This is a genomic window from Vibrio diazotrophicus, from assembly GCF_038452265.1.
In the GTDB taxonomy this organism is placed as follows: Bacteria; Pseudomonadota; Gammaproteobacteria; order Enterobacterales; family Vibrionaceae; genus Vibrio; species Vibrio diazotrophicus.
In genome coordinates this window covers 1,774,318-1,798,492 of record NZ_CP151842.1, presented here as the reverse complement: position 1 = coordinate 1,798,492, position 24,175 = coordinate 1,774,318, and the positions used below count along the sequence as shown (strand labels likewise).

The following is a 24,175-nucleotide window of genomic DNA, read 5'->3' as shown; positions in this document are numbered from 1 at the left end:
CCTACCAAATCGTGAAAATAAGACCGGGCTCTAGATAAACATCCAGCCCTTTGGTTAATAACAAATAGAAAGCGACAACAAACGGGAACGATGCGCCAAACAGCACAGACTTACGACGCTCGCCCAGTAAGTAGAAACCGGCCAAAAGGAACAATCCTGTTGCCAGCACAAAGCCTAAATAGGTTAAACCAACGCCGTAAAGCGTCATTAGCACTAGAAAGCCAATCAGAAGTTTCCAGTTGAAATCCAATACCGCGCCGCTTTTCTTGTCAGGTTGGCCCGCTATCAGCAGAAGAAGCGATAATCCAACACCGATATAGGTCAGGATTGTTGGTAGGGTTCTGGCGTTGAAGGGTTCATATTCATCGCCGGGAAACATAGGGATCTGAGAGGTTTGATACCCATAACAAAGGCACAGCACCAGAAAAACCATCGCGCCTACTCGATCGCGGCACAATAAGTTCTCTTTGCTGAATAAATTCGTTGGCGACTCCGACATATCCAACTCCATGTTTTACGTAGTAGTTAATCTAGGAAAAAAGAACCGTAATTGAGCAAGGTAATGAACATCATTAACCAAAAGTAAGTCATTCGCTGCTAGTCGAATTTCCAACCAATAAACAAAGGAGTTATAAGCACACTCAATTACGGGGAAAATTTGGGGCAAGGATGAGTTGCCCCAAGGGAGAGATTATTTCAGGAAGCCGAGTTCGCGCATTAGGTCACCCATTTGCTTTTCTTGATCTTCCAAGAATGCAAAGAACTCTTTATCCGCTTTGTAAGTGTCGATCCACCCGTTACGGTCACGAACCACTTTCCACTCGTCCGTAGTGTACATTTTGCTTAGTGCCGCATTCCATTCATCTACTTTCTCTTGGCTTACACCCGGAGCTGCGAAGAAACCACGCCAGTTAGCAAATACGGTTGGGTTATTGTAGTCACCCAGAGTTGGAATATCAGGCGCCGACTCAAGGCGTTTAGGTGCAGTAATAGCCAGAACTTTTACCTGACCATTGCGAGACATCTCCAGCACTTCACCTAAACCAGTAGATAGCAGTTGAGTTTCACCAGAAAGCAGTGCTGCCATAGCTTTACCGCCAGCATCATACGCTACATAACGTACTGCTTTCGGGTCTAGGCCTTGACCTTTAAACGCCGCCGCTGCAACCAAGTGGTCCATACTGCCACGTGCTGAGCCGCCAGCGATTTTCACGTTTTTAGGGTCGTTTTTGAAATCAGCAACGACGTCTTCCCAAGAGTTGTATTTGGAATCTCCAGATACAACCAGTGCGCCGTAATCCGCTACTGTTGCTGCAACGGGTGTTAAATCACGAAATGATTGAGGGAATACACCAGAAAGGGAGCGAACAACGATAGGAGTAGAGTTCACCATCAAGGTGTCTTCTTGACGATCGGCAGTTTCAATAAGGTGCGCAATAGCTTTACCACCGCCGCCACCAGAAAGGTTTTGGTAAGAAACACTTTCGATTAGGTGAGTTTTCATTAATACGTCACCAGTACCACGAGCCGTCATATCCCAACCACCGCCAGCGCCACCAGGAATTAAAAAGTGAATTTTCTCTAGCTCTGCTGCCATGCTAGGTAGTGAGAACATAGCCGCAAGAAGCGACGCAGTAAGGGTTGGTTTGATATGTTTTAACATTTTCACGTTCCTTATGTTTCCGCATCATCCAGTCAGAATGACGCTTATAGTTATGTTTCCCGCATATAGGGCATAAAGTGCTTAACGGGTAGTGAAATGTTATGAGTGTGTTAACGATAAGTCTGTAAAGACGAGATAAAAATAATATTGTCTATTGTGTCGATTTTGTTCATAAAGTTCACGGTTGATAAGTGAGAAGATGGTGTGAAGGGGCTGGCAAATCAATTCGTTATAAAGTGCGATAACTCACTGTGCTTCATAGCAAATATGTGGCTTAATTCATCGAATCAGAAATAGTGGAGAACACAACATGGCAGTAAGGTTGTATTTAGGGGGCGCTCGCAGTGGGAAATCGGCTTATGCAGAGCAGCAAGCAATAAGATTGTTAGAAGAAGGCAAACGCAGCCACCCTCAAACACAACTCCACTATGTTGCAACCACCGAGCCTTTCGACCAAGAAATGAAAGAGCGTATTTCATTACATCAATCTCGCAGAGATGAAATGTGGAACAATCATGAATGCCCTGTAGAGTTAGCACAATTGCTGTCCAAGTTTGAAGCGCACGATGTGGTGCTGGTAGATTGTCTGACGGTTTGGCTGAACAATGTGATTCACTATTTAGGGGATAACGCGAACAGTGAACAAATAAAGCTGAAATTGAATGAACTCACTCACGCGTTGGCCGAAACTCAAGCCACTATACTTTGTGTTTCAACGGAAGTAGGGTTGGGCGTTGTACCTATGGGCACATTAACCAGATTGTATGTCGACCATAGCGGATGGATGAATCAAGCGGTGGCAAAAATCGCTGAGAAAGTCGATTTTGTCGTCGCAGGAATGCCAATGACTCTGAAGGGGGAATAATGAGTTTAAGCCAAAACCAGTTTAACCTTTACCTCTTGAGGCATGGGAAAACCAAAGGCAAATCCGCGCTGAATGGTCATAAAGATGTGGTAGTTGATGAATCAATTCAGAACGCTATCGCTCATCGTGTTTTAGAACAATATTCGTTTAGCAAAGTTTATGCTTCGCCTTTGATTCGATGTCAAAGAGTGGCAGAGCTCGTCACAGGACTTAATCCGACACTTAAGCTGGTGATCGAACCACGTTTAAAAGAGCAGAGCTTTGGTGATTTTGATGGCGTACCTTTCGATGACTTAACTCATGAGTGGAAAAAGCTAGAGCAGTTCTGGGCGAATCCTGCGCAAAACACTTTACCTAACGCGGAGCCATTGCAAGTGGGGTATGAGCGTGTCACCGAAGCTTGGGAACAGATTGTTCAGCATTGCGAGCAAGATACGCTGATCGTCTCTCACGGTGGTCCTATTCGCTTCATTCTTGCTCATGTGCTTGGGGTTGACTGGCAAAATCCTCTGCTATACACCTCTCTCTCTATCGATAATCAGAGCATTACTCATATTCAAATCAGCAAGTTTGCTGGCAAAGTCTTTTTCTCTGTAAAAGCAATTGGTATTCCATTGATTTAATAGTGCTATACCACTGATTTAATAAAAATTCTCTTTTTCATATGAGAGATTGGATGCGTTTACAGTGTTTTTATTTTCAATTTGTTCATTTTATACCCTCCGTTTTTTAACCTTTCAGATACTTAACGCCGAAGCCACCTAGATTAAGGTGGCTTTAGGATTAACGTCTAATAATTAGCTGCTTTCTGTTTTATATTTGTAATAAATACATACACTTGTCTTGTGTTCTCGTGTTGGTTGTCGTTTCTGTAAATGCGCGAAATGTAAAGTTGAAAGCCTCAGAGTGGCTGCGGTGTTAGAAATTAATGCTTAGACGATCACGAAAATGAGGGTTAGATCTTACTTATTCATGATGGTGAATGTTAACCTGAATTGTAAACGTTTCCATATTGCTTTAATGAATGATGAACACGGAATGTTTTCATCGTGCAAATCAGTGGTTGGTTGAAGTGATATGGCACCCTACTCATAAAAAAGAGAATGTGATTATGAATAAGAAAATGCTTAAAAATATGCTTGCAACCTCGATTGGTTTGGCGTGTTTCAGTAATGCAGCACTTGCCGACGAAATTACCGTGTGGGCTTGGGATCCAAACTTTAACGTTGCGATTATGGAAGAAGCAGCGAAGGTTTATATGAAAGACCACCCAGAAACCACGTTCAATGTGGTGGACTTTGCTAAGGCTGACCTCGAGCAAAAACTGCACACTATGCTTGCATCAGGCGTTACGTCATCACTTCCTGACGTGGTTCTTATTGAAGATTACAACGCTCAAAAATACCTTCAGTCATACCCAGGTGCTTTTGCACCGATGACAAAAGACGTTGATTACAAAAACTTCGCACCATACAAAGTAAACCTTATGACGCTGAACGGTGAAGTATACGGCTTACCATTCGACACTGGTGTTACTGGTATGTACTACCGTACAGACTTGCTTGAGAAAGCAGGCTTTACGGCGAAAGATCTAGAGAACATTACTTGGGAACGTTTCATCGAAATTGGTAAGCAAGTGAAAGCAAAAACGGGCGTTGCCATGCTGGGCATGAACCCGGATGATCTTGGCCTAGTGCGCGTGATGATGCAGTCTGGTGGTGAGTGGTACTTCAACAAAGACGGTTCGCTAAATATCACTACTAACGAATCACTAAAAGAAGCACTAAATGTATTTAAAGAGTTGATGAGCCCAGAAGTCTCTCGCCCAACAATTGGTTGGTCTGAGTGGGTAGGTTCGTTAAACCGTGGTCAAGTGGCTTCTATTGTTACCGGTGTTTGGATTACGCCATCGGTTGAAGCAGGTAAAGACCAAGCGGGTGAGTGGGCTGTGACAGCGACACCTCGTCTGCAAAAAGCTGGCGCGGTAAACGCATCGAACTTAGGTGGTTCAAGCTGGTACGTACTAAACTCTTCGAAAGAGAAGCAAGAAGCGATTAAGTTCCTTAACGCAACCTTTGGCTCTAATGTTCCTTTCTATGAAACCATTCTTAAAGAGCGTGGCGCCGTTGGTTCATATATGCCTTCTGGACAGTCAGCGGCTTATCAGTACAGCAATGAGTTCTTTGGTGGTCAGAAAATTTACGCGAACTTCACGGATTGGCTAGGTCAGATCCCAGAAGTGAACTACGGCATCTACACCTATGAGGTTGATGCAGCGTTAAGCTCTATGCTACCTGCGATTGTTCAGGGTGCTCCTATCGAGAAAGTGTTGGGCGATGTTCAACAACAACTTGAGTTCCAACTACGTTAATTGTCTTCCTTAGGCACCTTTTTAGGTGCCTAAGTGCCTTGTTTTCAATGCTTTCTTGGTTTGTCTTATGGATACTTCTACTGCCATCAGTAAAAAACAGAAAAAGAGCAAAAAAAGCTTTCACCGCTTTTACGATATTAACGGTTGGTCGTTTGTTCTTCCTGCTGTCGTTCTCGTCAGCCTCTTTATGATTTACCCGATTTTGAGCTCACTCTGGATGTCGATGCATTCCGGACGCGGCGTTATGATGCAGTTTGTTGGTTTTGACAATGTACTGCGTCTGTTCAACGACCCATTTTTCCTTAAATCACTGAAGAACACCTTCATTTTCCTCGTGGTTCAGGTGCCAGTGATGATTATGCTTTCACTGATTCTTTCTTCATGCCTGAATGCTCCGAATCTGAAGTTCCGTAGTTTGTTTAGGCTTGCGATTTTCTTACCTTGTGTTACGTCACTAGTGGCGTACTCGATTCTGTTTAAGAGTATGTTTTCGTACGAAGGGATCATTAACTCATTTTTGATGTGGACTCACATTGTCAGTGAGCCAATCCCTTGGTTGTCTGATCCTTTCTGGGCAAAAGTGACGATTATTATTGCGATTACTTGGCGCTGGACGGGTTACAACATGATTTTCTTCCTGTCTGCGATGCAAAATATTGATAAGTCCATCTACGAAGCCGCGCGTATGGAAGGGGTTAGCCCAACTAAGCAATTCTTCTTTATTACTGTGCCATTACTTAAGCCCGTGATTCTGTTTACTACAGTGATGTCGACGATTGGTACGCTGCAACTGTTTGATGAAGTGGTCAACATTACTGCTGGTGGTCCAGCGAATGAGACCATGACGCTTTCGATGTACATCTACAACTTATCGTTTAAGTTCGTGCCAAACTTCGGTTATGCCGCGACAGTGTCATACGTCATCGTATTCTTTGCTGCAGTGCTTGCGATTATGCAATTTAAGATCGCTAAGGATAAATAAAGATGGATAAGAACAAACTTAACCGCGCATTGATGTATCTATTCCTAAGCGTGTTTTCCTTGATATCGCTATTTCCTTTCTACTGGATGGTGGTATCAAGTACCAATACCGCAACAGATATTAACAAAGGCAAGTTCAGCTTTGGTGACCAGTTGTTCGCCAACATCAGTCGTTTGAGCGAGCAGGTGGATCTGGGACTTATCTTCTGGAACACCAGCAAAATCGCTATTATCAGTACCTTGGTGACGCTATTGATTTCTTCAATGGCAGGGTACGGTTTCGAAGTGTACAAAAGTAAAGTGCGCGACCGTGTATACGGCGCATTACTGCTGACCATGATGATACCGTTTGCCGCGTTGATGATTCCGCTATTTACTTTAATGGCGAAAGCTCAACTGTTAGATACCCATGCCGCAGTCATGTTGCCAACCATCGCATCAGTATTTATCGTTTTCTACTTCCGCCAATGCACCAAAGCATTTCCGCATGAGCTGATTGATGCAGCCCGTGTGGATGGTGTGAAAGATTGGAAAATCTACCTGTTTGTTTACATCCCAGTGATGAAAACCACTTATGCCGCCGCGTTTATCATTGTGTTCATGACATCTTGGAATGCGTTCTTGTGGCCTTTGATCGTGCTGCAATCTGCCGAACTAAAAACAATTAACCTCGTTTTATCATCTTTATCGTCTGCCTATTTCCCTGATTTCGGAATCATCATGGTGGGAACTGTTATTGCGACGCTTCCGACTCTGGCTGTGTTTTTCGCAATGCAGAAGCAATTCGTTGCAGGTATGACAGGTTCGGTGAAATAAGTCTGGAATAATAAAAATGAGAACATTTGAACAAATTATCAGTGCTCGCGAATGGGAAAATCAGCATGTAACACATCACAATGTGCTTGCTGCTCACGCGCCGCTTAAAGCTTACGCAAATAAAGAAGCCGCATTAACAAAGCAAGAGTCTGAGAATGAGCTATCACTGAACGGTGAGTGGAAATTCAAGCTGTTTGCCCGCCCTGAAAGCGTATTAGCGGCGTCGGTTGAATCGGATTTCGATGATTCCGCGTGGGGCACAATTGCAGTACCTAGCAACTGGCAGTTACAAGGTTTCGACAAACCGATTTACACCAATGTGAAGTATCCGTTTGCGGATACACCTCCTTATGTACCAGAGGAAAACCCAACGGGTTTGTATCGCCTAAACTTTAACGTGCCAAAACACTTCGCAGGTAAGCGTCAAACCATTACGTTTGATGGTGTGAACTCTGCATTTCATTTTTGGTGCAATGGCAAATGGGTAGGGTACTCACAAGATAGCCGCCTAGCCGCTGAATTCGATTTGACGGACTTCTTAGTGGAAGGAGAGAACCAGCTTTCAGCTATGGTGATTCGTTGGTCTGACGGTTCTTATCTGGAAGACCAAGACATGTGGTGGTTAAGCGGCATATTCCGCAATGTCACATTATTAGCTAAACCACAAATCTCTATTCAGGATGTACAAATCTTAACGCCACTGGATGCGTGTTACCGCGATGGTTGGTTGAATGTAACAACCAGCATTAGCGAGAAAAATGCAGCGAACCGTGTTGAGGTTGAGCTATTTGATGCGCAAGGCAACTCAGTGTTTGGCGTGAAGTCTTCAAGCTGTGGGCAACGCATCATTGATGAAAAAGGCCCTTGGCTAGAGCGCGCAGAGCACAACATCCACGTTGAGAACCCGCATAAGTGGAGCGCAGAATCGCCTTACTTATATCGTTGCGTTGTCACTTTATTTAATGGTGACGAGCGACTTGATTGCGAAGCCTACAATGTAGGTTTCCGTAGTGTAGAAATCACCGATGGTCTGCTTAAGGTCAATGGCAAAGCGATTCTGGTTCGAGGTGCTAACCGCCATGAGCATCATCCAGAAACCGGTCATACCATGAGCCGCGAAACTATGCTGCAAGACATCAAACTGCTTAAGCAGCATAACTTCAACGCAGTTCGTACCGCTCACTATCCAAATGATCCGTTGTGGTACGAGCTATGTGATGAATACGGTTTGTATCTGGTTGATGAAGCGAATATTGAAACACACGGTCAGTTCCCGATGTGCCGCCTTTCTGATGACACTACCTGGCTAAATGCCTACATGCGCCGTATTACTCGTTTGGTTGAACGCGATAAAAACCATCCGTCTGTGATTATTTGGTCACTCGGTAACGAGTCGGGTATTGGTGGCAACCATCATGCTATGTACCAATGGACAAAACTGCGTGACCCATCACGCCCGATTCAGTACGAAGGTGGCGGTTCAAATACAGCAGCGACTGACATCATCGTGCCTATGTATTCTCGTGTCGATAAAGACCAAGTACATCACATCGACCCAACGGTGACACCGAAATATGCATTGAAAAAATGGCTAGGTTTACCGGGTGAACATCGTCCATTGATTTTGTGCGAATACGCGCATGCTATGGGTAACAGCTTGGGTAGCTTCAACAAATACTGGCAAGCCTTCCGTGATTATCCACGTCTGCAAGGCGGTTTTATTTGGGACTGGGTTGACCAAGGCATTACTAAAACCGATGAAAACGGCACCAAATACTGGGCATACGGTGGCGATTTCGGCGATGAAATCAACGACCGTCAGTTCTGTATCAATGGTTTGATTTTCCCAGATCGCACTTTGCATCCAACTGTTTTGGAAGCGAAATACGCACAGCAGTTCTACCAATTTAAATTGCTTGGTGCTGAACCATTAATCATTAAAGTGACCAGTGAGAACTTGTTTACCTCTTCAGATAATGAACAGCTTTCTTGGACGATTACAGAGGATGGCGCAGTTATTGAAAGCGGTGAAATTCCGCTGGTTGTGGATGCTGAGCAGTCTATTCAGTTGCAACTTACTAAAGCGTTACCGGAAGTTAAAGTCGGTAAGTCGTATCATTTGAACCTTAAGGTTAGTTTGATTGGTGATACAGCGTGGGCACAGGCTGGTCATACTACGGCTACTCATCAATTTGAATTGCCGTCTGCATCATCACTGGCATTAAAGAAATCAAAACCAAGAGGTGTTTTGACTTCATCAATGTTTGCGGATAACTCAATGATAAGCGGTGAAGATTTTTCTATACGCTTCAACAAAGAAACCGGTGTGATTGATAGCTGGATTGTGGGTGGCGAAGAGAAATTAGTTTCTGGACCAAAAGACAACTTCTACCGCGCACCGTTGGATAACGATATTGGTGTGAGTGAAGTTGACCGCGTTGACCCAAATGCATGGTCTGCTCGTTGGGATGCTGCAGGCATTAATCAGCTTGATGTTGAATGTGTTGAGTTACAGCTTTTTGATAAAGCGAATTCAGTTGAGGTAGTGACTCAGTTTGCACACAAAAACTCGCAAGGCGTATTAATGGCAACAGTATGGACATATCACATTTACGCAGACGGAATGGTATCAATAGATGTTGATGCTCGCGTCGCGAAAAGCGCGCCTCCATTGGCTCGTGTCGGTATGGAATTAGCGTTACCGCAGAAACAGCAATCGGTAGAGTGGTTTGGTCGCGGTCCACATGAGAACTACCCAGACCGTTTGGATTCAGCGCATATTGGTCGCTACAAAGCTAGCCAAGACGAGATGCACACTGGGTACATCTTCCCATCTGACAGCGGTTTACGTTGCGATGTAAAAGAAGCACAAGTTGGTGAGCTTACTGTACAAGGTGACTTCCATTTCTCAGTGAGCCGTTTTGCTCAAGACAACATTGCTCAAGCAAAACATACCAACGAGCTGAAAGACAGTGGCAACTTGTTCGTGAGAATAGATGGATTCCACATGGGTGTTGGCGGCGATGATTCATGGACACCAAGCGTGCATGACGAATTTAAACTTGACCGCGAACGTTACCGTTACCAAGTTGAATTGAAGTTTTAACCAGATGCCGTCTGTGCTGGCAATTCAGTTGCCAGCGCATTATCGGTAGAGAGCTAACTATTGCTCTCTAAAGAAGCAAATTTAAGGATGTAAAGATGGCAAATATTAATCTTTCCAATGTTGTTAAGCGCTATGGCGAACATACTGTGATTCATGGTGTTGACCTCGATATTAAACACGGTGAATTCGTTGTGTTTGTTGGCCCATCTGGTTGTGGTAAATCAACATTATTGCGCCTTATCGCTGGCTTGGAAGACATCACAGATGGCGTGTTGTGCATTGATGATGAAGTGGTAAACCATGTTGACCCAGCAGAGCGCGGCATTGCGATGGTATTCCAGTCTTATGCTCTCTACCCACACTTAACGGTGGAAGAGAATATGGGCTTTGGCATGAAAATGAACGGTTTTCCAAAGGCTGAAATCAAACAACGTGTTGATGCTGCAGCAAAAGCGCTACAACTTGATCACTTGATGGATCGTAAGCCGAAAGATATGTCCGGCGGTCAACGTCAACGTGTTGCGATTGGCCGGGCGATCGTACGTAACCCGAAAGTGTTCTTGTTTGATGAGCCGCTATCCAACCTCGATGCTGAACTGCGTGTCGACATGCGTTTACAAATTTCCAGCCTTCATCGTGAGCTTGCCACTACCATGATTTATGTTACTCACGATCAGGTAGAAGCCATGACGCTGGCAGACAAAATTGTAGTGTTGAGAGATGGTCGAATTGAACAAGTCGGTTCACCGCTTGAACTCTATAATCGCCCAGCGAATGAGTTCGTTGCTGGATTTATTGGTTCTCCAAAAATGAATATGTTACCTGCAAAAGTGACCCATATTGGCGAAGATGGCGCAACACTCAAACTGCCGGATGGTCAATCCGTTACTTTGCATATCGACCTTTCAAAAGTTGCGGTAGGAGATAAGCTGACCTTCGGCTTGCGCCCTGAGCATCTATCCGTCGGCGGAGAAGGTGACTATTCACTTCATTTCAAAACGGACGCTGTTGAACGACTTGGTAACAGTACCTATCTGTTTGGTGTGATTGGTGGATATGAGAACAATAAAGTCCACCTATCAGGCGATGTCGCGGTGAAGCGTGGTGAAGAGATTGAACTCACTTTTAACCGAGAGAATTGTCATGTGTTTAAAGATTCTCTGTGTATTTCTAACCTCTAGTGGTTGAGTTTTAATCACATTGTAAAGGCGGATGCGGTTAAACGATCCGCCTTTTTTATATACCTAAATTGGACAAAGGGCTCTTCACTCCGCTAGCTCCACGATTGATAACGTGCGTGTAGATCTGTGTTGTTTTAACGTCTGAGTGGCCGAGTTGTTCTTGGACGGTACGAATATCACTACCTGACTCAAGTAAGTGAGTTGCAAATGAATGCCTAAACGTGTGGCAAGTGATGTTTTTATGTGTATCCATATTCGTTGACGCTTTTCTGATGATTTTTTGTAGTGAGTTTTCATGAAGATGGTGTCGATACCATCCTGTATCTGTACCAAATTGACTGAGGTGTAACGACGGAAATAAGAATTGCCACTCTAAGCTCTTGGGTGCGTATGGATATTTCTCTGCTAATCGGTAGGGTATGGTGGTTCCTGAATATTCTGGTGTGCTCAGGTCTTGTTGATGAATCAGGCGCACCTTAGCAATTTGGTTGTACAAAGGGGTATGAAGTTCTTCAGCCAAGGTAACGACTCTACTTTTCCCGCCTTTGCCGTTATGTATGCGTACAGCGCCATAGTCAGAATCGATATCTTTCACTCTAAGACGAACGGTTTCCATCAAACGTAGCCCAGAACCATACATCAATTGAAAGGGCAAACGCGATTGAACCGGAATGAGCTTAAAAACCTGCACTATTTCTTTAGGCGTGAGAACGACAGGTAGCTTTTTGTTCTTCGAGGATTTTTGGAATCTCATATCCAAATCAAGAGGTTTAGAAAGAAAATCTCGATATAAAAAGACAAGGGCGTTTAAAGCGAGAGATTGTGTTGCGACAGAAACCTGTAACTTCACGACCAGATTAGTTAAAAACGCTTCCACTTCTTTTCGACCTAACTGGTTTGGATGTTGGTTATTGTTGAAGCGAATGAATTGAACAATCCAATAACAGTAAGTATGAATCGTAGTTTTTGCATAATGCCTCACGATCATAAATTCAGTTAAGTCGTTTAGAAATGGAGACTTCATACTCTTACCCTAGAAGTAAACGGTAGTTTTCGGTATGAAACCATGATGTGGGTAGATTAACAGGAGTAACTCCACATTTTGAGAGGAGACTTTAAGTAAATAATGCAGAACTCATTATTTTTTTATTAAGTTAAGGAACGTTATGTAGTAATGAGATACAACTTATACAGAACAGTTTTAGAGGAATAGTTCCGTATAAGAACTGTTATGTGTTGGATGAGTTTTTAAGGTCAAAGCTACGATTTCATTGATAATTTGTTCCGTGTTTTCGGCAGGTTGGCTTGGTCGAAATGGATTCTTGAACAACCTGAGATTGATCGTTTTCAAGGTTCTTGGGTTGCCTCAATTTAGTTTTGGGTCTGGTTTGTGTTGAATTTTGTCAGTTTAAAATCGCTTTAATTGAAATGTCTTTTTGACTGATTCACTTGCTGAAATTCAGCTCTGAAAGTCTGGTGAAGCAAAAGGTTTTGTTGTGGCTGAAAGGGCGCTTTCTTTGTTGTTGATTCTGTAAGTGGCTTTCTTCGGCTAAGATCGCTGTGAAATTTAGGTTTTGGTAAGCATCATTTTTGTACGTAACTTATTCAAATCTCTTCATTTCTACGGTGGTTTACTTTGAATTCACGGTAAAATTCACATAACAAGCAATTCAAGTGGATTCTCAACGCGTGGCAGTTTTACTATGCGTTGAGTAAAGTGTTTTACGGTGCAATGCGGCGGCTTGGTCAGTGCGTTGTTCACCACTTAATTGGGCGTTAGCTGGAAAATGAAAAGAGCCGTTTTGTTTCGGTTTTGTGGTTCAAGCTTTACACCTGAAATTTCGCGTATTTCAACTATCTCGCCAGTGGCACTTTCAATTAAATGATTGAATCTACCCGAGCCGTTTACTTTTAATGGTGTGTTTGTTGAATTCTTTGGTGTGGCTTCTTTGAAGTTGAAAGCGGTTCGTGACTAATAAAGTTCTTCGCTTGTTATGGTTGGCTTCATCGTAATTTGTCCTGGTCAGTTATGTTTCGTGGGCTAGGTTTCAGTTTTATAGCTGTCCGTTTTACATTGTGTTCGTATAGCCATAATGTGTTTCAAATTATGCATTTGGGCGCAAACATGAGGCTTCAACGCAACCAGCTAACAAGGCGCTTAAGCCGGACTGCAAACGCGTGGCGGTTTTGGTTCTAATTGGCTAGTGTGTTTACGGTGGTTATTTTGAGTTTAGTAGTGGTTTGCAGCCACTTAGCTTAGCGTTAGCTGGAAAATTAAAAGAGCCGTTTTGTTCCTGTTTTGTGGTTCAAGCTTTACACCTGAAAATTCAGTTATTTCAACTATCTCGCCAGTGGCACTTTCAATTTAATTGATTGAATTTTGGCGCTCCGTTTACTTTTTATGGTGCGTTTGTCGAGTTCTTTGGTGTGGCTTCTTTGAAGTTGAAAGCAGTTCGTGACTAATAAAGTTCTTCGCTTGTTATGGTTGGCTTCATCGTAATTTTACTTGGGCAGTCACGTTTCGTGGGCCAGGTTTCAGTTTTAAAGCTGTCCCTTTTACATTGCGCTCGTATAGTCATAATGTATTTCAAATTAGGCATTTGGGTGCAAACATCAAGCTTCAACGTAACCAGCTAACAAGGCGCTTAAGTCGGACTGCAAACCTGTGGCGGTTTTAGTTCAAATTGGCTAGGGTGTTTACGGTGGTTATTTTGAGTTTAGCGGTGTTTGCAGCCACTTAGCTTAGCGTTATGTTCTTAGGAGAAATCAATTGGTTGAAAGGATAAATTACGAAGGGCTCCCTCAAATAGCTGGTCCTTATGTTCATGCGACTAAGCATAATAAAACGCTTTATATATCTGGGCTTACTGCATACGGGACAGTTGCACAATCATCGGATTTAGTGGCGCAAAGTACAGAAATTCTCGGTCAAATAGCTACAATTCTTGAATGTGAACAGCGGGCAAAGAGTGATTTATTAAAGCTCACAATATTTGTGCGAGATATTGGTTTGTTAGCCTCAATCCGAGAGCAACTTTTCCAATTCTACGATGGATTTCTTCCTGCTTGCTCACTTGTTGAAGTATCAAAGTTAATTCATCCAGATCTAAAAATAGAAATAGAGGCCGTTGTGGCGCTTTAAGTTCGAACATAACAAGGCGCTTAAGTCGGACTGCAAACGCGTGGCGGTTTTGGTTCAATTGGCTAGTGTGTTTACGGTGGTTATTTTGGGTTTAGTGGTGTTTGCAGCCACTTAGCTTAGCGTTAGCTGGAAAATTAAAAGAGCCGTTTTATTCCGGTTTTGTGGTTCAAGCTTTACACCTGAAAGCCCCCGTATTTCAACTATCTCGCCAGTGGCACTTCCAATTAAATGGTTGAATCTGCCCAAGCCGTTTACTTTTAATGATGTGTTTGTCTAGTTCTTTGGCGTGGCTTCTTTGAAGTTGAAAGCGGTTCGTGACTAATAAAGTTTTTCGCTTGTTATGGTTGGCTTCATCGTAATTTTTTTGGCCAGTTATGTTTCGTGGGCTAGGTTTCAGTTTTAAAGCTGTCCCTTTTACATTGCGCTCGTATAGTCATAATGTATTTGAAATTAGGCATTTGGGTGCAAACATCAAGCTCCAACGTAACCAGCTAACAAGGCGCTTAAGCCGGACTGCAAACCTGTGGCGGTTTCGGTTCAATCGGGTAGGGTGTTTACGGTGGTTATTTTGAGTTTGGTGGTGTTTGCAGCCACTTAGCTTAGCGTTAGGAATTAGGAGTACTCATGAAGCGCATTACAATCGTTCTTTTGGCATTATTCGCCATAACAGGATGTACTTCCGCACTGTGGGAGCCTCCTACCTTTACAGAAAAGGTGACTGGCTACTATGTTGTTCCGGATAAGGATCTACTGATCATTGATGGTGATAGATATAGTTATATTTTCAATATTTCTAAAGACTTTAAAGATATTCTATCAGCAAGTCATGAATTCGATTTTCTGCCAAAGTACGATTACTTTAAAATTAATGACAATAATACGGTAACTGGGATGCTCAAGTTGACCACGGATGTTGCCAGTGATTCATCAGAAGCAAAAGTTCTTTTGGGGTTAGGTTTTACAAAAGCATCAAACGGGCTTGCATATAAAACTCGACTGTCAGGCAAGTTGTATCATATCGAAGGTGAGCTCCAAGTTACTTCCTTCGATCAGGATCAACTTATTATAGTGGAGGAGCCTGAAGGCGGAATTTCAAAAGTAGCGAAAATTGTATTTACCCCTGTTGCCGTCACAGCTGATGCCATTGCAGTTGTTTCTGTATTGTCATTGCTGACAGTCGGTTATTATTCAGCGATCGTCTCAGAATAATTCCTAACAAAGCGTTTAAGGCGGATTCACAACGTTTGGCGGTTTTGGCTCAAGTTAGCTTAAGTGTTTAAAGTGCAATGGTTTAGGTTTGGTGGTTTGCGTTGTTCACCACTTAACGCGGCGTTAGCTGGAAAATTAAAAGAACAGTTTTATTCTGGTTTTATGGTTCGATCTTTACACCTGAAAGTTCACGTCTTTCAACTATCTCGCCAGTGGCACTTTCATTTAAGTGGTTGAATTCGGCTAGGCCGTTTTACTTTTAGTGGTGTGTTTATTGAGTTCTTTGGTGTGATTTCTTTGAAACTGAAAGCGGTTCGTGATTAATGAAGCTCTTCGCTTGTTATTGTTGGCTTCGTCGTAATTTTTCTTAGTCAGTTATGTTTCGTGGGCTAGGTTTAAGTTTTATAGCTGTCCCTTTTACATTGTGCTCGTATAGTCATAATGTATTTCAAATTATGCATTTGGGTGCAAATAATAAGCTTCAACGTAACCAGCTAACAAGGCGCTTAAGCCGGACTGCAAACGCTTGGCGGTTTGCAGCCACTTAGCTTAGCGTTATGTTTTCTTGGAAGTTTTATGGAAATTGAATCTTGGATTAAAAGTAATGCCGTATTTGGTCTTAAGCTTCCTGACGGGTGGTTTGGAAGGCCTTATGATAATCAGCACAGACTTACTTGGATTGCAGAACGTGACAACAAGTTGATTTTGGAGTTTGATAACCAAATGTATTTAACTTTTACAAAGCCTATTCAACTAAAGGTCTCTGATTCTGAATTTATCGTGGATGACTTTCAACAATTGACATTTGATTGGCAAGGGTACGGTGATGTGAAAGCACATTCCAAAGTGTATAAATCGGGAAGTGTTTCCTTAGTGTCTTTAGTTAGGTAATAAAAACATAACAAACTGCTCAAGAGGGATTCGCAACGCGTGGCATTTTTACTATGCGTTGATTTTTGGTGATTAAGGTGGTTTGCGGCGGCTTCGGTATTGCGTTGCTCACCCCTTAGCAGGGCGTTATGTGTAAATCATGTTTCGAGGACATTTGTATGGATAAAGTAGATGTTGGTCATTGGATTTATGTAGGCACTTCTCATATACCTGCCTACGTAATAAGCGTCATATCAGATAGTGAAGTGTCTGCGGGTTATTACCAAAACAACAGCAAAGCAATTAAAGAAGAATTTGTTAATGTTGATGGTATGTGGTGCTTTAAACATAGTGGTCCTTCAGGTTCATATCTAACTGGTTCGATTGCAAGTATCGTGAAAAGAGGTCCAGCGTCTTAGTTCAACATCATACACATAACAAGGCGCTTAAGTCGGACTGCAAACCTGTGGCTGTTTTGGTTCATGGCTTAGTGTGTTTACGGTGGTTATTTTGAGTTTAGTGGAGTTGCAGCCACTTAGCTTAGCGTTAGCTGGAAAATTAAAAGAGCCGTTTTATTCTGGTTTTGTGGTTCGAGCTTTACACCTCAAAGTCCACGTCTTTCAACTATCTCGCCAGTGGCACTTCAATTTAAGTGATTGAATTTAGTCATTCCGTTTACTTTTTATGGTGCGTTTGTCGAGTTCTTTGGCGTGGCTTCTTTGATGTTGAAAGTGGTTCGTGACTAATAAAGTTCCTAGCTTGTTATGGTTGGCATCATCATATTTCTACTTGGTCAGTCATGTTTCGTGGGCTAGGTTTCAGTCTTGTAACTGTCCCTTTTTACATTGTGTTCGTATAGGCATAATGTATTTCAAATTATGCATTTGGATGCAAATATTAGGCTTCATAGTAACCAGCTAACAAGGCGCTTAAGCCGGACTGCAAACCTGTGGCGGTTTTGGTTCAAATTGGCTAGTGTGTTTAAGGTGGTTATTTTGAGTTTGGTGGTGTTTGCAGCCACTTAGCTTATCGTTATGTACTTTTACGGAAAATCAGAAACTTATGGATGAAAATGCTGAAATTTGGCGTCAGTACTACGAAAAGGCACTAACTCGCCCACATTTAAAACGTACTGAGTTTGCTGTTCGACTCAATGAATCAAATCTCAAAGTAGCCACTGACTGTGGTTGTGGCACTGGCAGTGACATCCAGTATTTAGAACAACAGGGTTTTCGAGTTCATGGCTTCGATATTAATCCTGATTCGATTGCTATTTGTAGGGACAGGTTTAGTTCAAAATCGTTAGTGGACATTTCAGAGTCTTCGTTTGAATCTTTCGACTATCCAAAATCTGGTGTTGTTGTAGCAAATTCAAGTCTGTACTTTGCTGACCCCAACCAATTTGAAACTACTTGGGGCAATATTAAATCTTCAATTGAGATCGGTGGGGTATTCGCAGGTGACTTCATGGGGTTGAAAGACAGTTGGGCTGATAACTACCGTAGTCCAACAACACCTTTATCGGAATCAGAGGTAAAGGGTTTGTTCTTTGACTTTGAAATAGTCAGTTTCTTTGAACGTGATGAAAGTGCTAAAACTTCATTGGGTAGAATGAAGCATTGGCACACATATTCTGTGGTCGCGGTGAAACGTACATAACAAGGCGCTTAAGACGGACTGCAAACCTATGGCGGCTTTGATTCAAATTGGCTAGTGCGTTTACGGTAGTTATTTTGAGTTTGGTGGTGGTTTGCAGCCACTTAGCTTAGCGTTATGCCGCTATTTGTAATTCCTTTAAAATTATTGATTTATTAGAAGAGACGTAAAATGTATAAGAGAATAATTATCCTTAGTCTACCTGTGTTATTAGCAGCATGTGCAGCGCCAAAATATACAGTTGAAGCTATCTCGGAAGAGAATCAGAGCAAAGAAATTACTATTGTTAAAGATGAAGCAACACGAGAGATTTTCTTAGATTCGATGCAAGAATGGTGTTTGGATTCTGCTCATAAATGTACGATTGTTAGTGATGGCACTCCACCTAATAGTTCAGAGCTTACACTTACTTATGTGGCGCGTTGGAGTTGGGACTTCAGGACGTTTATCGCAGCCGCACAAGTTAAAGCATATAAAAACAGAGAAAAAGTTGGTGAAGTTGATTTCAAGGCACCAAACAATACCAATCCAGACAAGTGGGGGAACGACAAGAAACGAATTATAACCATGATGGATTTATTGTTTGGGGAAACAAACGGTAAGTGAGGCTCAATCCAATATTAAGTCGGGCGAAATGTAGCGGCATAACAAGGCGCTTAAGACGGACTGCAAACCTATGGCGGCTTTGATTCAAATCGGCTAGTGTGTTTAAGGTGGTTATTTGGGGTTTGGTGGTGTTTGCAGCCACTTAGCTTGGCGTTATGTTTATGGAGGCACAATGATTAATTGGCCATGTGTTTTCAAGCTAGATGGTGATGCGGAGCTAATGTTTTTGTCCTCAGAGACTCAATTGGCCATCGAATTAGATGCTCTAATCTGGGATAGTTCAGACCGTCTGATCGATAGCCGCGGACAATGTTATTTAGTCAGTTTTTTAGACGGAAGATATCGATTTGATGTCGAGGGAAACGTGCTCTCTTTGGGTGCAGTTACTCAGTTAATTCGAGAACATGAATTTTCAAAGGCAGAGATGTGTCTTACAAAAATACAGTTTCCATCTATCGAAAAAGCCATTATGTCTTTAGCAACAGAGAAATAAACATAACAAGGCGCTTAAGCCGGACTGCAAACCTATGGCGGTTTTGGTTCAATTGGATAGTGTGTTTACGGCGGTTATTTTGAGTTCAGTGGTGTTTGCAGCCACTTAGCTTAGCGTTAGGCGACGGGCGGCAAATATTTCTGGTCTAATTTTCTTCACCCCTTTAGCCGCTCATTTTTCTAAGTCGGCAACTCCGCATTGTCGACTTAAATTCTTGAATCACTCAACCCGTAAAACATGCCAAACTTCGTGGATTGCCTCATTGGTTTTCAGTGTTGGTCGGTGGTGAGTTTCACTGGCTCAACGTGTGGGAAGGGCAAGTTTACTGAGGCTTTCGTGTTTGCTAATAGTTTCCAACTTGAGTCTCGGTGGCTAAAAAGCAACTCTGTCGCTGCAAGTTCGCATTTCGTGGCTGTGGAAAATTTGGCTGAAACATAGTGGTTTTTGTGGTTCTTGAATCCCAAAAAGTCAGTGGGTGTTTGGTAGGTTATTGGGTTTCAGGTAATCTGCTTTCAAGCCAATGTAAACATCAGTGGTAAAGTTCGCCTAACAAAGCATTTAAGAGGGATTCACAACGCTTGGCAGTTTTGGTTTGAATTGGCTTAAGTGTTTACGGCACAATGATTTAGGTTAGGTGGTGGCGTTGTTCACCCCTTAACGCAGCGTTATACCCCATTGGAGGATTAATACTTGAGTATTGGAAATGAATGGCTGATCTTCGAAGAAGACCACTTGCCTTTGAGAGATGAATTGATCGAAAGTGTTTCAACAATAATTCAGTTCAGTTTGCCTCAAGATTACGTTGAGTGCGTCAAGTATTATCACGGTGGACAACCGAAAAACGGAAGTTTGTCGATTGATGTCGATGGTTCATCTTGGGGTATTGGCTTTGGTGAATTATTAACTCTTGACCCGCTAGAAAGTTGCACAAACGTTATTTCATCACTTTCAAAGTTGCGCAAAATACACGGTATATCAAAGAACTACTTGCCAATCGCTATTGGTGCTGGAGGTGACTATCTTTGCTTAGACTATTCGGACAGTATTACTAATCCAACAGTGGTGTTTTGGTTTCATGAGCTTGAAGGGGAAGACGCAATATTTCCTGTTGCAGATACATTCACACAAGTATTGGATATGTTAAAGCCATATGATGAATAGGGTATAACAAACGCTTTAAGGCGGATTCGCAACGCTCGGCAGCTTTGGTTTGATTTGGTTTTTGTGTATACGTTGTAATAATTGAGTGAAGTGGCAGCGTTGCTCACCACTTAAGCGGGCGTTAGCTGGAAAATTAAAAGAGCAGTTTTATTCCGGTTTTGTGGTTCGAGCTTTACACCTGAAAGTCCACGTCTTTCAACTATCTCGCCAGTGGCACTTCAATTTAAGTGATTGAATTTAGTCATTCCGTTTACTTTTTATGGTTCGTTTGTCGAGTTCTTTGGCGTGGCTTCTTTGACGTTGAAGGAGGTTCGTGACTAATACAGTTCTCGCTTGTTATGGTTGGCTTCAATGTGATTTTTCTTGGTCGGTTATGTTTCGTGGGCTAGGTTTCAGTTTTATAGCTGTCCCTTTTACATTGTGTTCGTATAGTCATAATGTATTTCAAATTAGGCATTTGGTTGCAAACATTAAGCTTCAGTGTAACCAGCTAACAAGACGCTTAAGCCGGACTGCAAACCTGTGGCGGTTTTGGTTCAAATTGGCTAGTGTGTTTAAGGTGGTTATTTTGAGTTTGGTGGTGTTTGCAGCCACTTAGCTTAGCGTTATGTGAATGGAGTTAATCTTGAAAATTTCCGTTATCGAAAGAGGCGATATTGAGGCTTATGAATCTGTACTTAATGCTCATCTGAATTCAATTTTTGGCCAGGATTCTAGGTTTATTTTCAATCATGAGTTTGCCTGCGCAATTCTCATTGAAGAAGAAAACAAGATTATCGCTACAGGTTTCGCTTATAGTCGTTTTATGAAACAAGGTAAGACAAACTTCAAGGCGGGTATAATCGGTGGTATAGCCGTTACCCCAAGCAAACGTGGTTTGGGTTTAGCTAAAGTCGTTGTGAAAGAGATCGACCAATACTTAGAGTCTGCTGGAGTAGCGAAATCTTTTCTCTTTGCTTATGAGCCAGATATCTATAAAAGCTCAGGCTATAGAGAGCTAGTCTTACCCATTCGTTACTTCGACGAACAGAGGAGACATTGGAATCAGTTTGTCTATCGTGGAGGTATGGTTAAGTCCTATAGTGGTTATGCTTTTAACGATCAAGTTATAGAGTTTAATGGTCGTGTTTATTGATCGCGTTGAAAGATTCACATAACAAGGCGCTTAAGTCGGACTGCAAACTTGTGGCGGTTTTGATTCAATGGGCTAATGTGGTTACGGTGGTTATTTTGAGTTTGGTGGTATTTGCAGCCACTTAGCTTTGCGTTATGTTACTGCGCTTTACGAGTTATTGAATGAATAAAAAGTTGTTAGTTGGCGGTTGTTTGCTTAGTGTGATCGCTCTATTTATTGTCGGTAAACGAAGTGGTGAGGAGTTATCACTCCCCGTGTGTGATTCCGTCTCTATAATTGATACACCAGTGCATTTTTTCACAGATGACTCCATTAGTGAGGCACGAATTGAAGAGTTTATTGACTATTCAAACTTTGTTCTAGAGAACTCTTGCATTCCAATTAGAAGGACTCTTTCAGGAATCACCAAACTTGATTTGACCGGTTTTAAAAGTCAAGACAGTGGTAAGTTGCATCGCCAGTTAGTCCTAAATGTTGGTAACTCGATTCTTGAGCCAATGCAAAAAATAGGAAGCTACTATGTTCTAGTTCTTCCTAAAGACTTTCCTTTTGCAAAAGACAGAGCAGGAACTGCTCATGTAAATTTTAGTCGCAGTTTTTTAGTTCTATCTTCTGATGCAGAACTTCATGTACTTGAGCATGAGTTAGGACATCTGGCTTGGGCATGGCACGACAATACATCAATACATTGGTTAAAAGGACAGCTTCTAAAAGAGCATCACAAGCAAATTAAGCCCTATGCATTTGGGGCGTTGTGTCATGAATCTGGTACGGTAATGACTTATGCAGAGAAGCCGTTGCCAGTCTACTCATCACCGGATATCAAATATTATGGACAGGCTTGTGGTAATGCGGAAACTGCAGACAATGCGCGTCACATGCGAGAGTTTGCGCAATCACTGATAGCTCCGTAACATAACAAGGCGCTAAAGTCGGACTGCAAACCCATGGCGGTTTTGGTTCAAATTGGCTTGCGTGTTTACGGTGGTAATTTTGAGTTTAGTGGAGTTTGCAGCCACTTAGCTTAGCGTTATACGATGTCGTTTGAGCAACGTTGCTGTTGCATCTAATTCTTTATTATCAGAATTGTTGTGATAGTCATCCCGAGCTTTGTGCTTTTTACATTTTCCTGACTTGTAGCTTAAATATATTCATAGAGTTGAGTATCTTTTGTTATACAGGTGGATTGAGATGAGTATTTGTAGGTTTAATATAGATAACTTTTCATACAATATTGAATCGAATCTTGAAGCTATGGGATTACCACTACCAGAAACAGTATTTGGTACCGTTGCCACAATGTCAGGTATCATTGCAGCTATTGAATCTGCGTTAGCAAGCAAAGCTTCAGATATGCCATTAAAAGCAATCGCGAAATCAGGTCATCACATGAAGCAATTAGCTGGCATATCAGCTGCATTTTATGCTGGTGCTATTATTGGTTCTGCACTAATGGCTTCCAAGCGTGCAACAAGATGTGATTTCAGCGAATTAAAAGAGTCATTTAAATCGCTAGGCTTACCAAGTTGGGCTGCTGATGATGCTATAAAAGCTCCGAATGGTGATAAATTACTAAGGGCTAACTAATGGGCGATAAACTCAAGTTGATTATGGTTAGTGTCGGTTTGTCTTTGATTGCTTGGCTATTTTGGTACCTGACTGGTAAAAATGGATTTTATTTAATCGGTTTAGTAGTTGTATTCTCAATTATTGAACGTATTTATAAAAAAGTAGTTAAACAAGGTACAAAATCTAATCGTTAATAATTTTTGTGTGGTGGGCAAACATCGTATAACAAACTGCTCAAGAGGGATTCGCAACGCGTGGCATTTTTATCATGCGTTGATTTTAGTGATTAAGGTGGTATGCGGTGGCATCGGTATTGCGTTGCTCACCCCTTAGCAGAGCGTTATGTGTAACCGATTTTTTATACCGCGTCGCAGAAGACTCAACAAGTGTTAGAGCCCTCAGATTTACTGAAGTATGGTGGTTCGACTAGATGATCACTTGGGGTAAAGTGCTTAGCTGAATTTCTTCTTTTTGGTTCAATTTTCAAGGTCTTTTAAACCAAAGGAGAACGCAATGAAAAAAGTGCAATTTTTCACAAACGGAGAAGTAACAACGTATGTTGACCAAAACTCAGCTACTTCTTTAGAAGAGGAAAAGCAGCTGTTTGCCCAAGGCTTTGTAATGACAGGTGATGTGATTGAAACTAATGAAATTTCAGATGCACTCAAGCTGCATAAAGAGAACTACGGAAGTGATGTCAAAGATCTATCTGTCTTAGGTATATTGGGTGGTTTGGGCTCGGTCATATAGTATTAACACATAACAAACGCTTTAAGTGGGACAGCCAACGTACGGCATCTTAGTTCAAATGTGCATTTGTGGTTACGGCTGTTATGTTTGAGTGTAGTGCCTTGCGTTGTCTGCCCCTTAAGCGGGCGTTAGCTGGAAAATTAAAAGAGCAGTTTTATTCTGGTTTTGTTGTTCGAGCTTTACACTTATACGTTCACGTTTTTCAAGTATCTCGCCAGTGGCACTTTCATTTAATCGGTTGAATCAACCCAAGCCGTTTACTTTTAATGGTGTGTTTGTCGAGTTCTTTGGTGTGGCTTCTTTGAAGTTGAAAGAGGTTCGTGACGAATAAAGTTCTTCGCTTGTTATGGTTGGCTTTATCGTAATTTTCCGTGGTCAGTCATGTTTCGTGGGCTAGGTTTTAGTTTTATAGCTGTCCCTTTTACATTGTGTTCGTATAGTCATAATGTATTTCAAATTATGCATTTGGGTGCAAATATCAAGCTTCAACGCAACCAGCTAACAATGCGCTTAAGTCGGACTGCAAACGCGTGGCGGTTTTGGTTCTAGTTGGCTCGTGTGATTATGGTGGTTATTTTGAGTTTGGTTGTGTTTGCAGCCA

At 42.2% G+C, this 24,175-nt stretch carries 22 protein-coding genes and 1 pseudogene; 20 read left to right on the top strand and 3 right to left on the bottom strand.

The features are described 5' to 3' along the window. Position 1 precedes the first annotated feature (1 nt). Together AAGA51_RS08205 and AAGA51_RS08200 are read right to left on the bottom strand one after the other, a co-directional pair. On the bottom strand, positions 2-499 hold the full coding sequence (locus AAGA51_RS08205; protein ID WP_042487513.1) for a tripartite tricarboxylate transporter TctB family protein: 498 nt from the start codon (positions 497-499) through the stop codon (positions 2-4). A gap of 192 nt (positions 500-691) precedes the next feature. Continuing rightward, on the bottom strand, positions 692-1,663 hold the full coding sequence (locus AAGA51_RS08200) for a tripartite tricarboxylate transporter substrate binding protein (RefSeq protein WP_042487512.1): 972 nt from the start codon (positions 1,661-1,663) through the stop codon (positions 692-694). Between the two features lie 310 nt (positions 1,664-1,973). On the opposite strand from AAGA51_RS08200, the gene cobU reads away from it, so the two are divergent. The 7 genes from cobU to AAGA51_RS08165 all read left to right on the top strand — a co-directional run bounded on the left by cobU (position 1,974) and on the right by AAGA51_RS08165 (position 10,983). Beyond that, positions 1,974-2,528, top strand: coding sequence for a bifunctional adenosylcobinamide kinase/adenosylcobinamide-phosphate guanylyltransferase (gene cobU, locus AAGA51_RS08195; protein ID WP_042487509.1), 555 nt, complete (start codon positions 1,974-1,976; stop codon positions 2,526-2,528). Continuing rightward, complete coding sequence (locus AAGA51_RS08190) at positions 2,528-3,151, top strand: histidine phosphatase family protein (RefSeq protein ID WP_042487506.1); 624 nt, start codon at positions 2,528-2,530, stop codon at positions 3,149-3,151. Before cobU ends, AAGA51_RS08190 begins: the two co-directional genes overlap by 1 nt. A 488-nt stretch (positions 3,152-3,639) precedes the next feature. After that, positions 3,640-4,899, top strand: coding sequence for an ABC transporter substrate-binding protein (locus tag AAGA51_RS08185; RefSeq protein ID WP_042487834.1), 1,260 nt, complete (start codon positions 3,640-3,642; stop codon positions 4,897-4,899). Between the two features lie 67 nt (positions 4,900-4,966). After that, a complete protein-coding gene (locus tag AAGA51_RS08180; RefSeq protein ID WP_042487503.1) occupies positions 4,967-5,881 on the top strand; it encodes a carbohydrate ABC transporter permease in 915 nt (304 codons plus the stop codon). A gap of 2 nt (positions 5,882-5,883) precedes the next feature. Continuing rightward, the gene (locus tag AAGA51_RS08175) at positions 5,884-6,696 is read left to right on the top strand and encodes a carbohydrate ABC transporter permease (protein ID WP_042487499.1); all 813 of its coding nucleotides are present in this window, start codon (positions 5,884-5,886) and stop codon (positions 6,694-6,696) included. A 16-nt stretch (positions 6,697-6,712) separates the two neighbouring features. Next, complete coding sequence (locus AAGA51_RS08170) at positions 6,713-9,802, top strand: beta-galactosidase (RefSeq protein ID WP_042487496.1); 3,090 nt, start codon at positions 6,713-6,715, stop codon at positions 9,800-9,802. A 95-nt stretch (positions 9,803-9,897) separates the two neighbouring features. Then, a complete protein-coding gene (locus AAGA51_RS08165; RefSeq protein WP_042487493.1) occupies positions 9,898-10,983 on the top strand; it encodes an ABC transporter ATP-binding protein in 1,086 nt (361 codons plus the stop codon). A gap of 55 nt (positions 10,984-11,038) precedes the next feature. On the opposite strand, the gene AAGA51_RS08160 is transcribed toward AAGA51_RS08165, so the two are convergent. Continuing rightward, positions 11,039-12,007, bottom strand: a complete 969-nt coding sequence (locus tag AAGA51_RS08160) for an integron integrase (RefSeq protein ID WP_042487490.1) — start codon at positions 12,005-12,007, stop codon at positions 11,039-11,041. Between the two features lie 1,746 nt (positions 12,008-13,753). Here AAGA51_RS08160 and AAGA51_RS08155 point away from each other — a divergent pair. From AAGA51_RS08155 to AAGA51_RS08095, 13 genes and pseudogenes are all read left to right on the top strand, one after another. After that, on the top strand, positions 13,754-14,125 hold the full coding sequence (locus AAGA51_RS08155) for a RidA family protein (RefSeq protein ID WP_042487486.1): 372 nt from the start codon (positions 13,754-13,756) through the stop codon (positions 14,123-14,125). 624 nt (positions 14,126-14,749) lie between these two features. Further along, on the top strand, positions 14,750-15,334 hold the full coding sequence (locus AAGA51_RS08150; RefSeq protein WP_042487483.1) for a hypothetical protein: 585 nt from the start codon (positions 14,750-14,752) through the stop codon (positions 15,332-15,334). Between the two features lie 576 nt (positions 15,335-15,910). Continuing rightward, positions 15,911-16,225, top strand: coding sequence for a hypothetical protein (locus AAGA51_RS08145; protein ID WP_042487481.1), 315 nt, complete (start codon positions 15,911-15,913; stop codon positions 16,223-16,225). A gap of 158 nt (positions 16,226-16,383) precedes the next feature. Beyond that, the gene (locus tag AAGA51_RS08140; protein WP_042487479.1) at positions 16,384-16,623 is read left to right on the top strand and encodes a hypothetical protein; all 240 of its coding nucleotides are present in this window, start codon (positions 16,384-16,386) and stop codon (positions 16,621-16,623) included. A gap of 643 nt (positions 16,624-17,266) precedes the next feature. Continuing rightward, entirely contained in the window at positions 17,267-17,863 is a 597-nt protein-coding gene (locus tag AAGA51_RS08135; RefSeq protein WP_042487477.1) for a class I SAM-dependent methyltransferase, read from the top strand. Between the two features lie 168 nt (positions 17,864-18,031). After that, positions 18,032-18,500 (top strand): annotated as a pseudogene (locus tag AAGA51_RS08130) (Sbal_3080 family lipoprotein). Positions 18,501-18,638: 138 nt separating this feature from the next. Further along, positions 18,639-18,959, top strand: a complete 321-nt coding sequence (locus AAGA51_RS08125) for a DUF4144 family protein (protein ID WP_042487469.1) — start codon at positions 18,639-18,641, stop codon at positions 18,957-18,959. Between the two features lie 690 nt (positions 18,960-19,649). Continuing rightward, a complete protein-coding gene (locus tag AAGA51_RS08120) occupies positions 19,650-20,120 on the top strand; it encodes an SMI1/KNR4 family protein (protein WP_052404617.1) in 471 nt (156 codons plus the stop codon). Between the two features lie 625 nt (positions 20,121-20,745). Then, entirely contained in the window at positions 20,746-21,255 is a 510-nt protein-coding gene (locus tag AAGA51_RS08115) for a GNAT family N-acetyltransferase (protein WP_042487828.1), read from the top strand. 161 nt (positions 21,256-21,416) lie between these two features. Further along, complete coding sequence (locus tag AAGA51_RS08110) at positions 21,417-22,169, top strand: hypothetical protein (protein ID WP_042487467.1); 753 nt, start codon at positions 21,417-21,419, stop codon at positions 22,167-22,169. A 277-nt stretch (positions 22,170-22,446) separates the two neighbouring features. Beyond that, on the top strand, positions 22,447-22,842 hold the full coding sequence (locus AAGA51_RS08105; protein WP_042487465.1) for a hypothetical protein: 396 nt from the start codon (positions 22,447-22,449) through the stop codon (positions 22,840-22,842). Next, positions 22,842-23,018, top strand: coding sequence for a hypothetical protein (locus AAGA51_RS08100; protein WP_156102061.1), 177 nt, complete (start codon positions 22,842-22,844; stop codon positions 23,016-23,018). The genes AAGA51_RS08105 and AAGA51_RS08100 overlap by 1 nt, the downstream gene beginning before the upstream one ends. Positions 23,019-23,337: 319 nt before the next feature. Then, a complete protein-coding gene (locus AAGA51_RS08095) occupies positions 23,338-23,574 on the top strand; it encodes a hypothetical protein (RefSeq protein ID WP_042487463.1) in 237 nt (78 codons plus the stop codon). Positions 23,575-24,175 lie beyond the last annotated feature (601 nt).

Bases quoted from the DNA above. Each gene is read 5' to 3' on its own strand.
- AAGA51_RS08190 (WP_042487506.1), top strand. From the start codon at position 2,528: ATGAGTTTAAGCCAAAACCAGTTTAACCTTTACCTCTTGAGGCATGGG.
- AAGA51_RS08165 (WP_042487493.1), top strand. From the start codon at position 9,898: ATGGCAAATATTAATCTTTCCAATGTTGTTAAGCGCTATGGCGAACAT.
- cobU (WP_042487509.1), top strand. From the start codon at position 1,974: ATGGCAGTAAGGTTGTATTTAGGGGGCGCTCGCAGTGGGAAATCGGCT.
- AAGA51_RS08145 (WP_042487481.1), top strand. From the start codon at position 15,911: ATGGAAATTGAATCTTGGATTAAAAGTAATGCCGTATTTGGTCTTAAG.
- AAGA51_RS08095 (WP_042487463.1), top strand. From the start codon at position 23,338: ATGAAAAAAGTGCAATTTTTCACAAACGGAGAAGTAACAACGTATGTT.
- AAGA51_RS08125 (WP_042487469.1), top strand. From the start codon at position 18,639: ATGATTAATTGGCCATGTGTTTTCAAGCTAGATGGTGATGCGGAGCTA.
- AAGA51_RS08105 (WP_042487465.1), top strand. From the start codon at position 22,447: ATGAGTATTTGTAGGTTTAATATAGATAACTTTTCATACAATATTGAA.
- AAGA51_RS08160 (WP_042487490.1), bottom strand. From the start codon at position 12,007: ATGAAGTCTCCATTTCTAAACGACTTAACTGAATTTATGATCGTGAGG.
- AAGA51_RS08100 (WP_156102061.1), top strand. From the start codon at position 22,842: ATGGGCGATAAACTCAAGTTGATTATGGTTAGTGTCGGTTTGTCTTTG.
- AAGA51_RS08135 (WP_042487477.1), top strand. From the start codon at position 17,267: ATGGATGAAAATGCTGAAATTTGGCGTCAGTACTACGAAAAGGCACTA.
- AAGA51_RS08200 (WP_042487512.1), bottom strand. From the start codon at position 1,663: ATGTTAAAACATATCAAACCAACCCTTACTGCGTCGCTTCTTGCGGCT.
- AAGA51_RS08140 (WP_042487479.1), top strand. From the start codon at position 16,384: ATGGATAAAGTAGATGTTGGTCATTGGATTTATGTAGGCACTTCTCAT.
- AAGA51_RS08170 (WP_042487496.1), top strand. From the start codon at position 6,713: ATGAGAACATTTGAACAAATTATCAGTGCTCGCGAATGGGAAAATCAG.
- AAGA51_RS08205 (WP_042487513.1), bottom strand. From the start codon at position 499: ATGTCGGAGTCGCCAACGAATTTATTCAGCAAAGAGAACTTATTGTGC.
- AAGA51_RS08175 (WP_042487499.1), top strand. From the start codon at position 5,884: ATGGATAAGAACAAACTTAACCGCGCATTGATGTATCTATTCCTAAGC.
- AAGA51_RS08180 (WP_042487503.1), top strand. From the start codon at position 4,967: ATGGATACTTCTACTGCCATCAGTAAAAAACAGAAAAAGAGCAAAAAA.
- AAGA51_RS08150 (WP_042487483.1), top strand. From the start codon at position 14,750: ATGAAGCGCATTACAATCGTTCTTTTGGCATTATTCGCCATAACAGGA.
- AAGA51_RS08185 (WP_042487834.1), top strand. From the start codon at position 3,640: ATGAATAAGAAAATGCTTAAAAATATGCTTGCAACCTCGATTGGTTTG.
- AAGA51_RS08110 (WP_042487467.1), top strand. From the start codon at position 21,417: ATGAATAAAAAGTTGTTAGTTGGCGGTTGTTTGCTTAGTGTGATCGCT.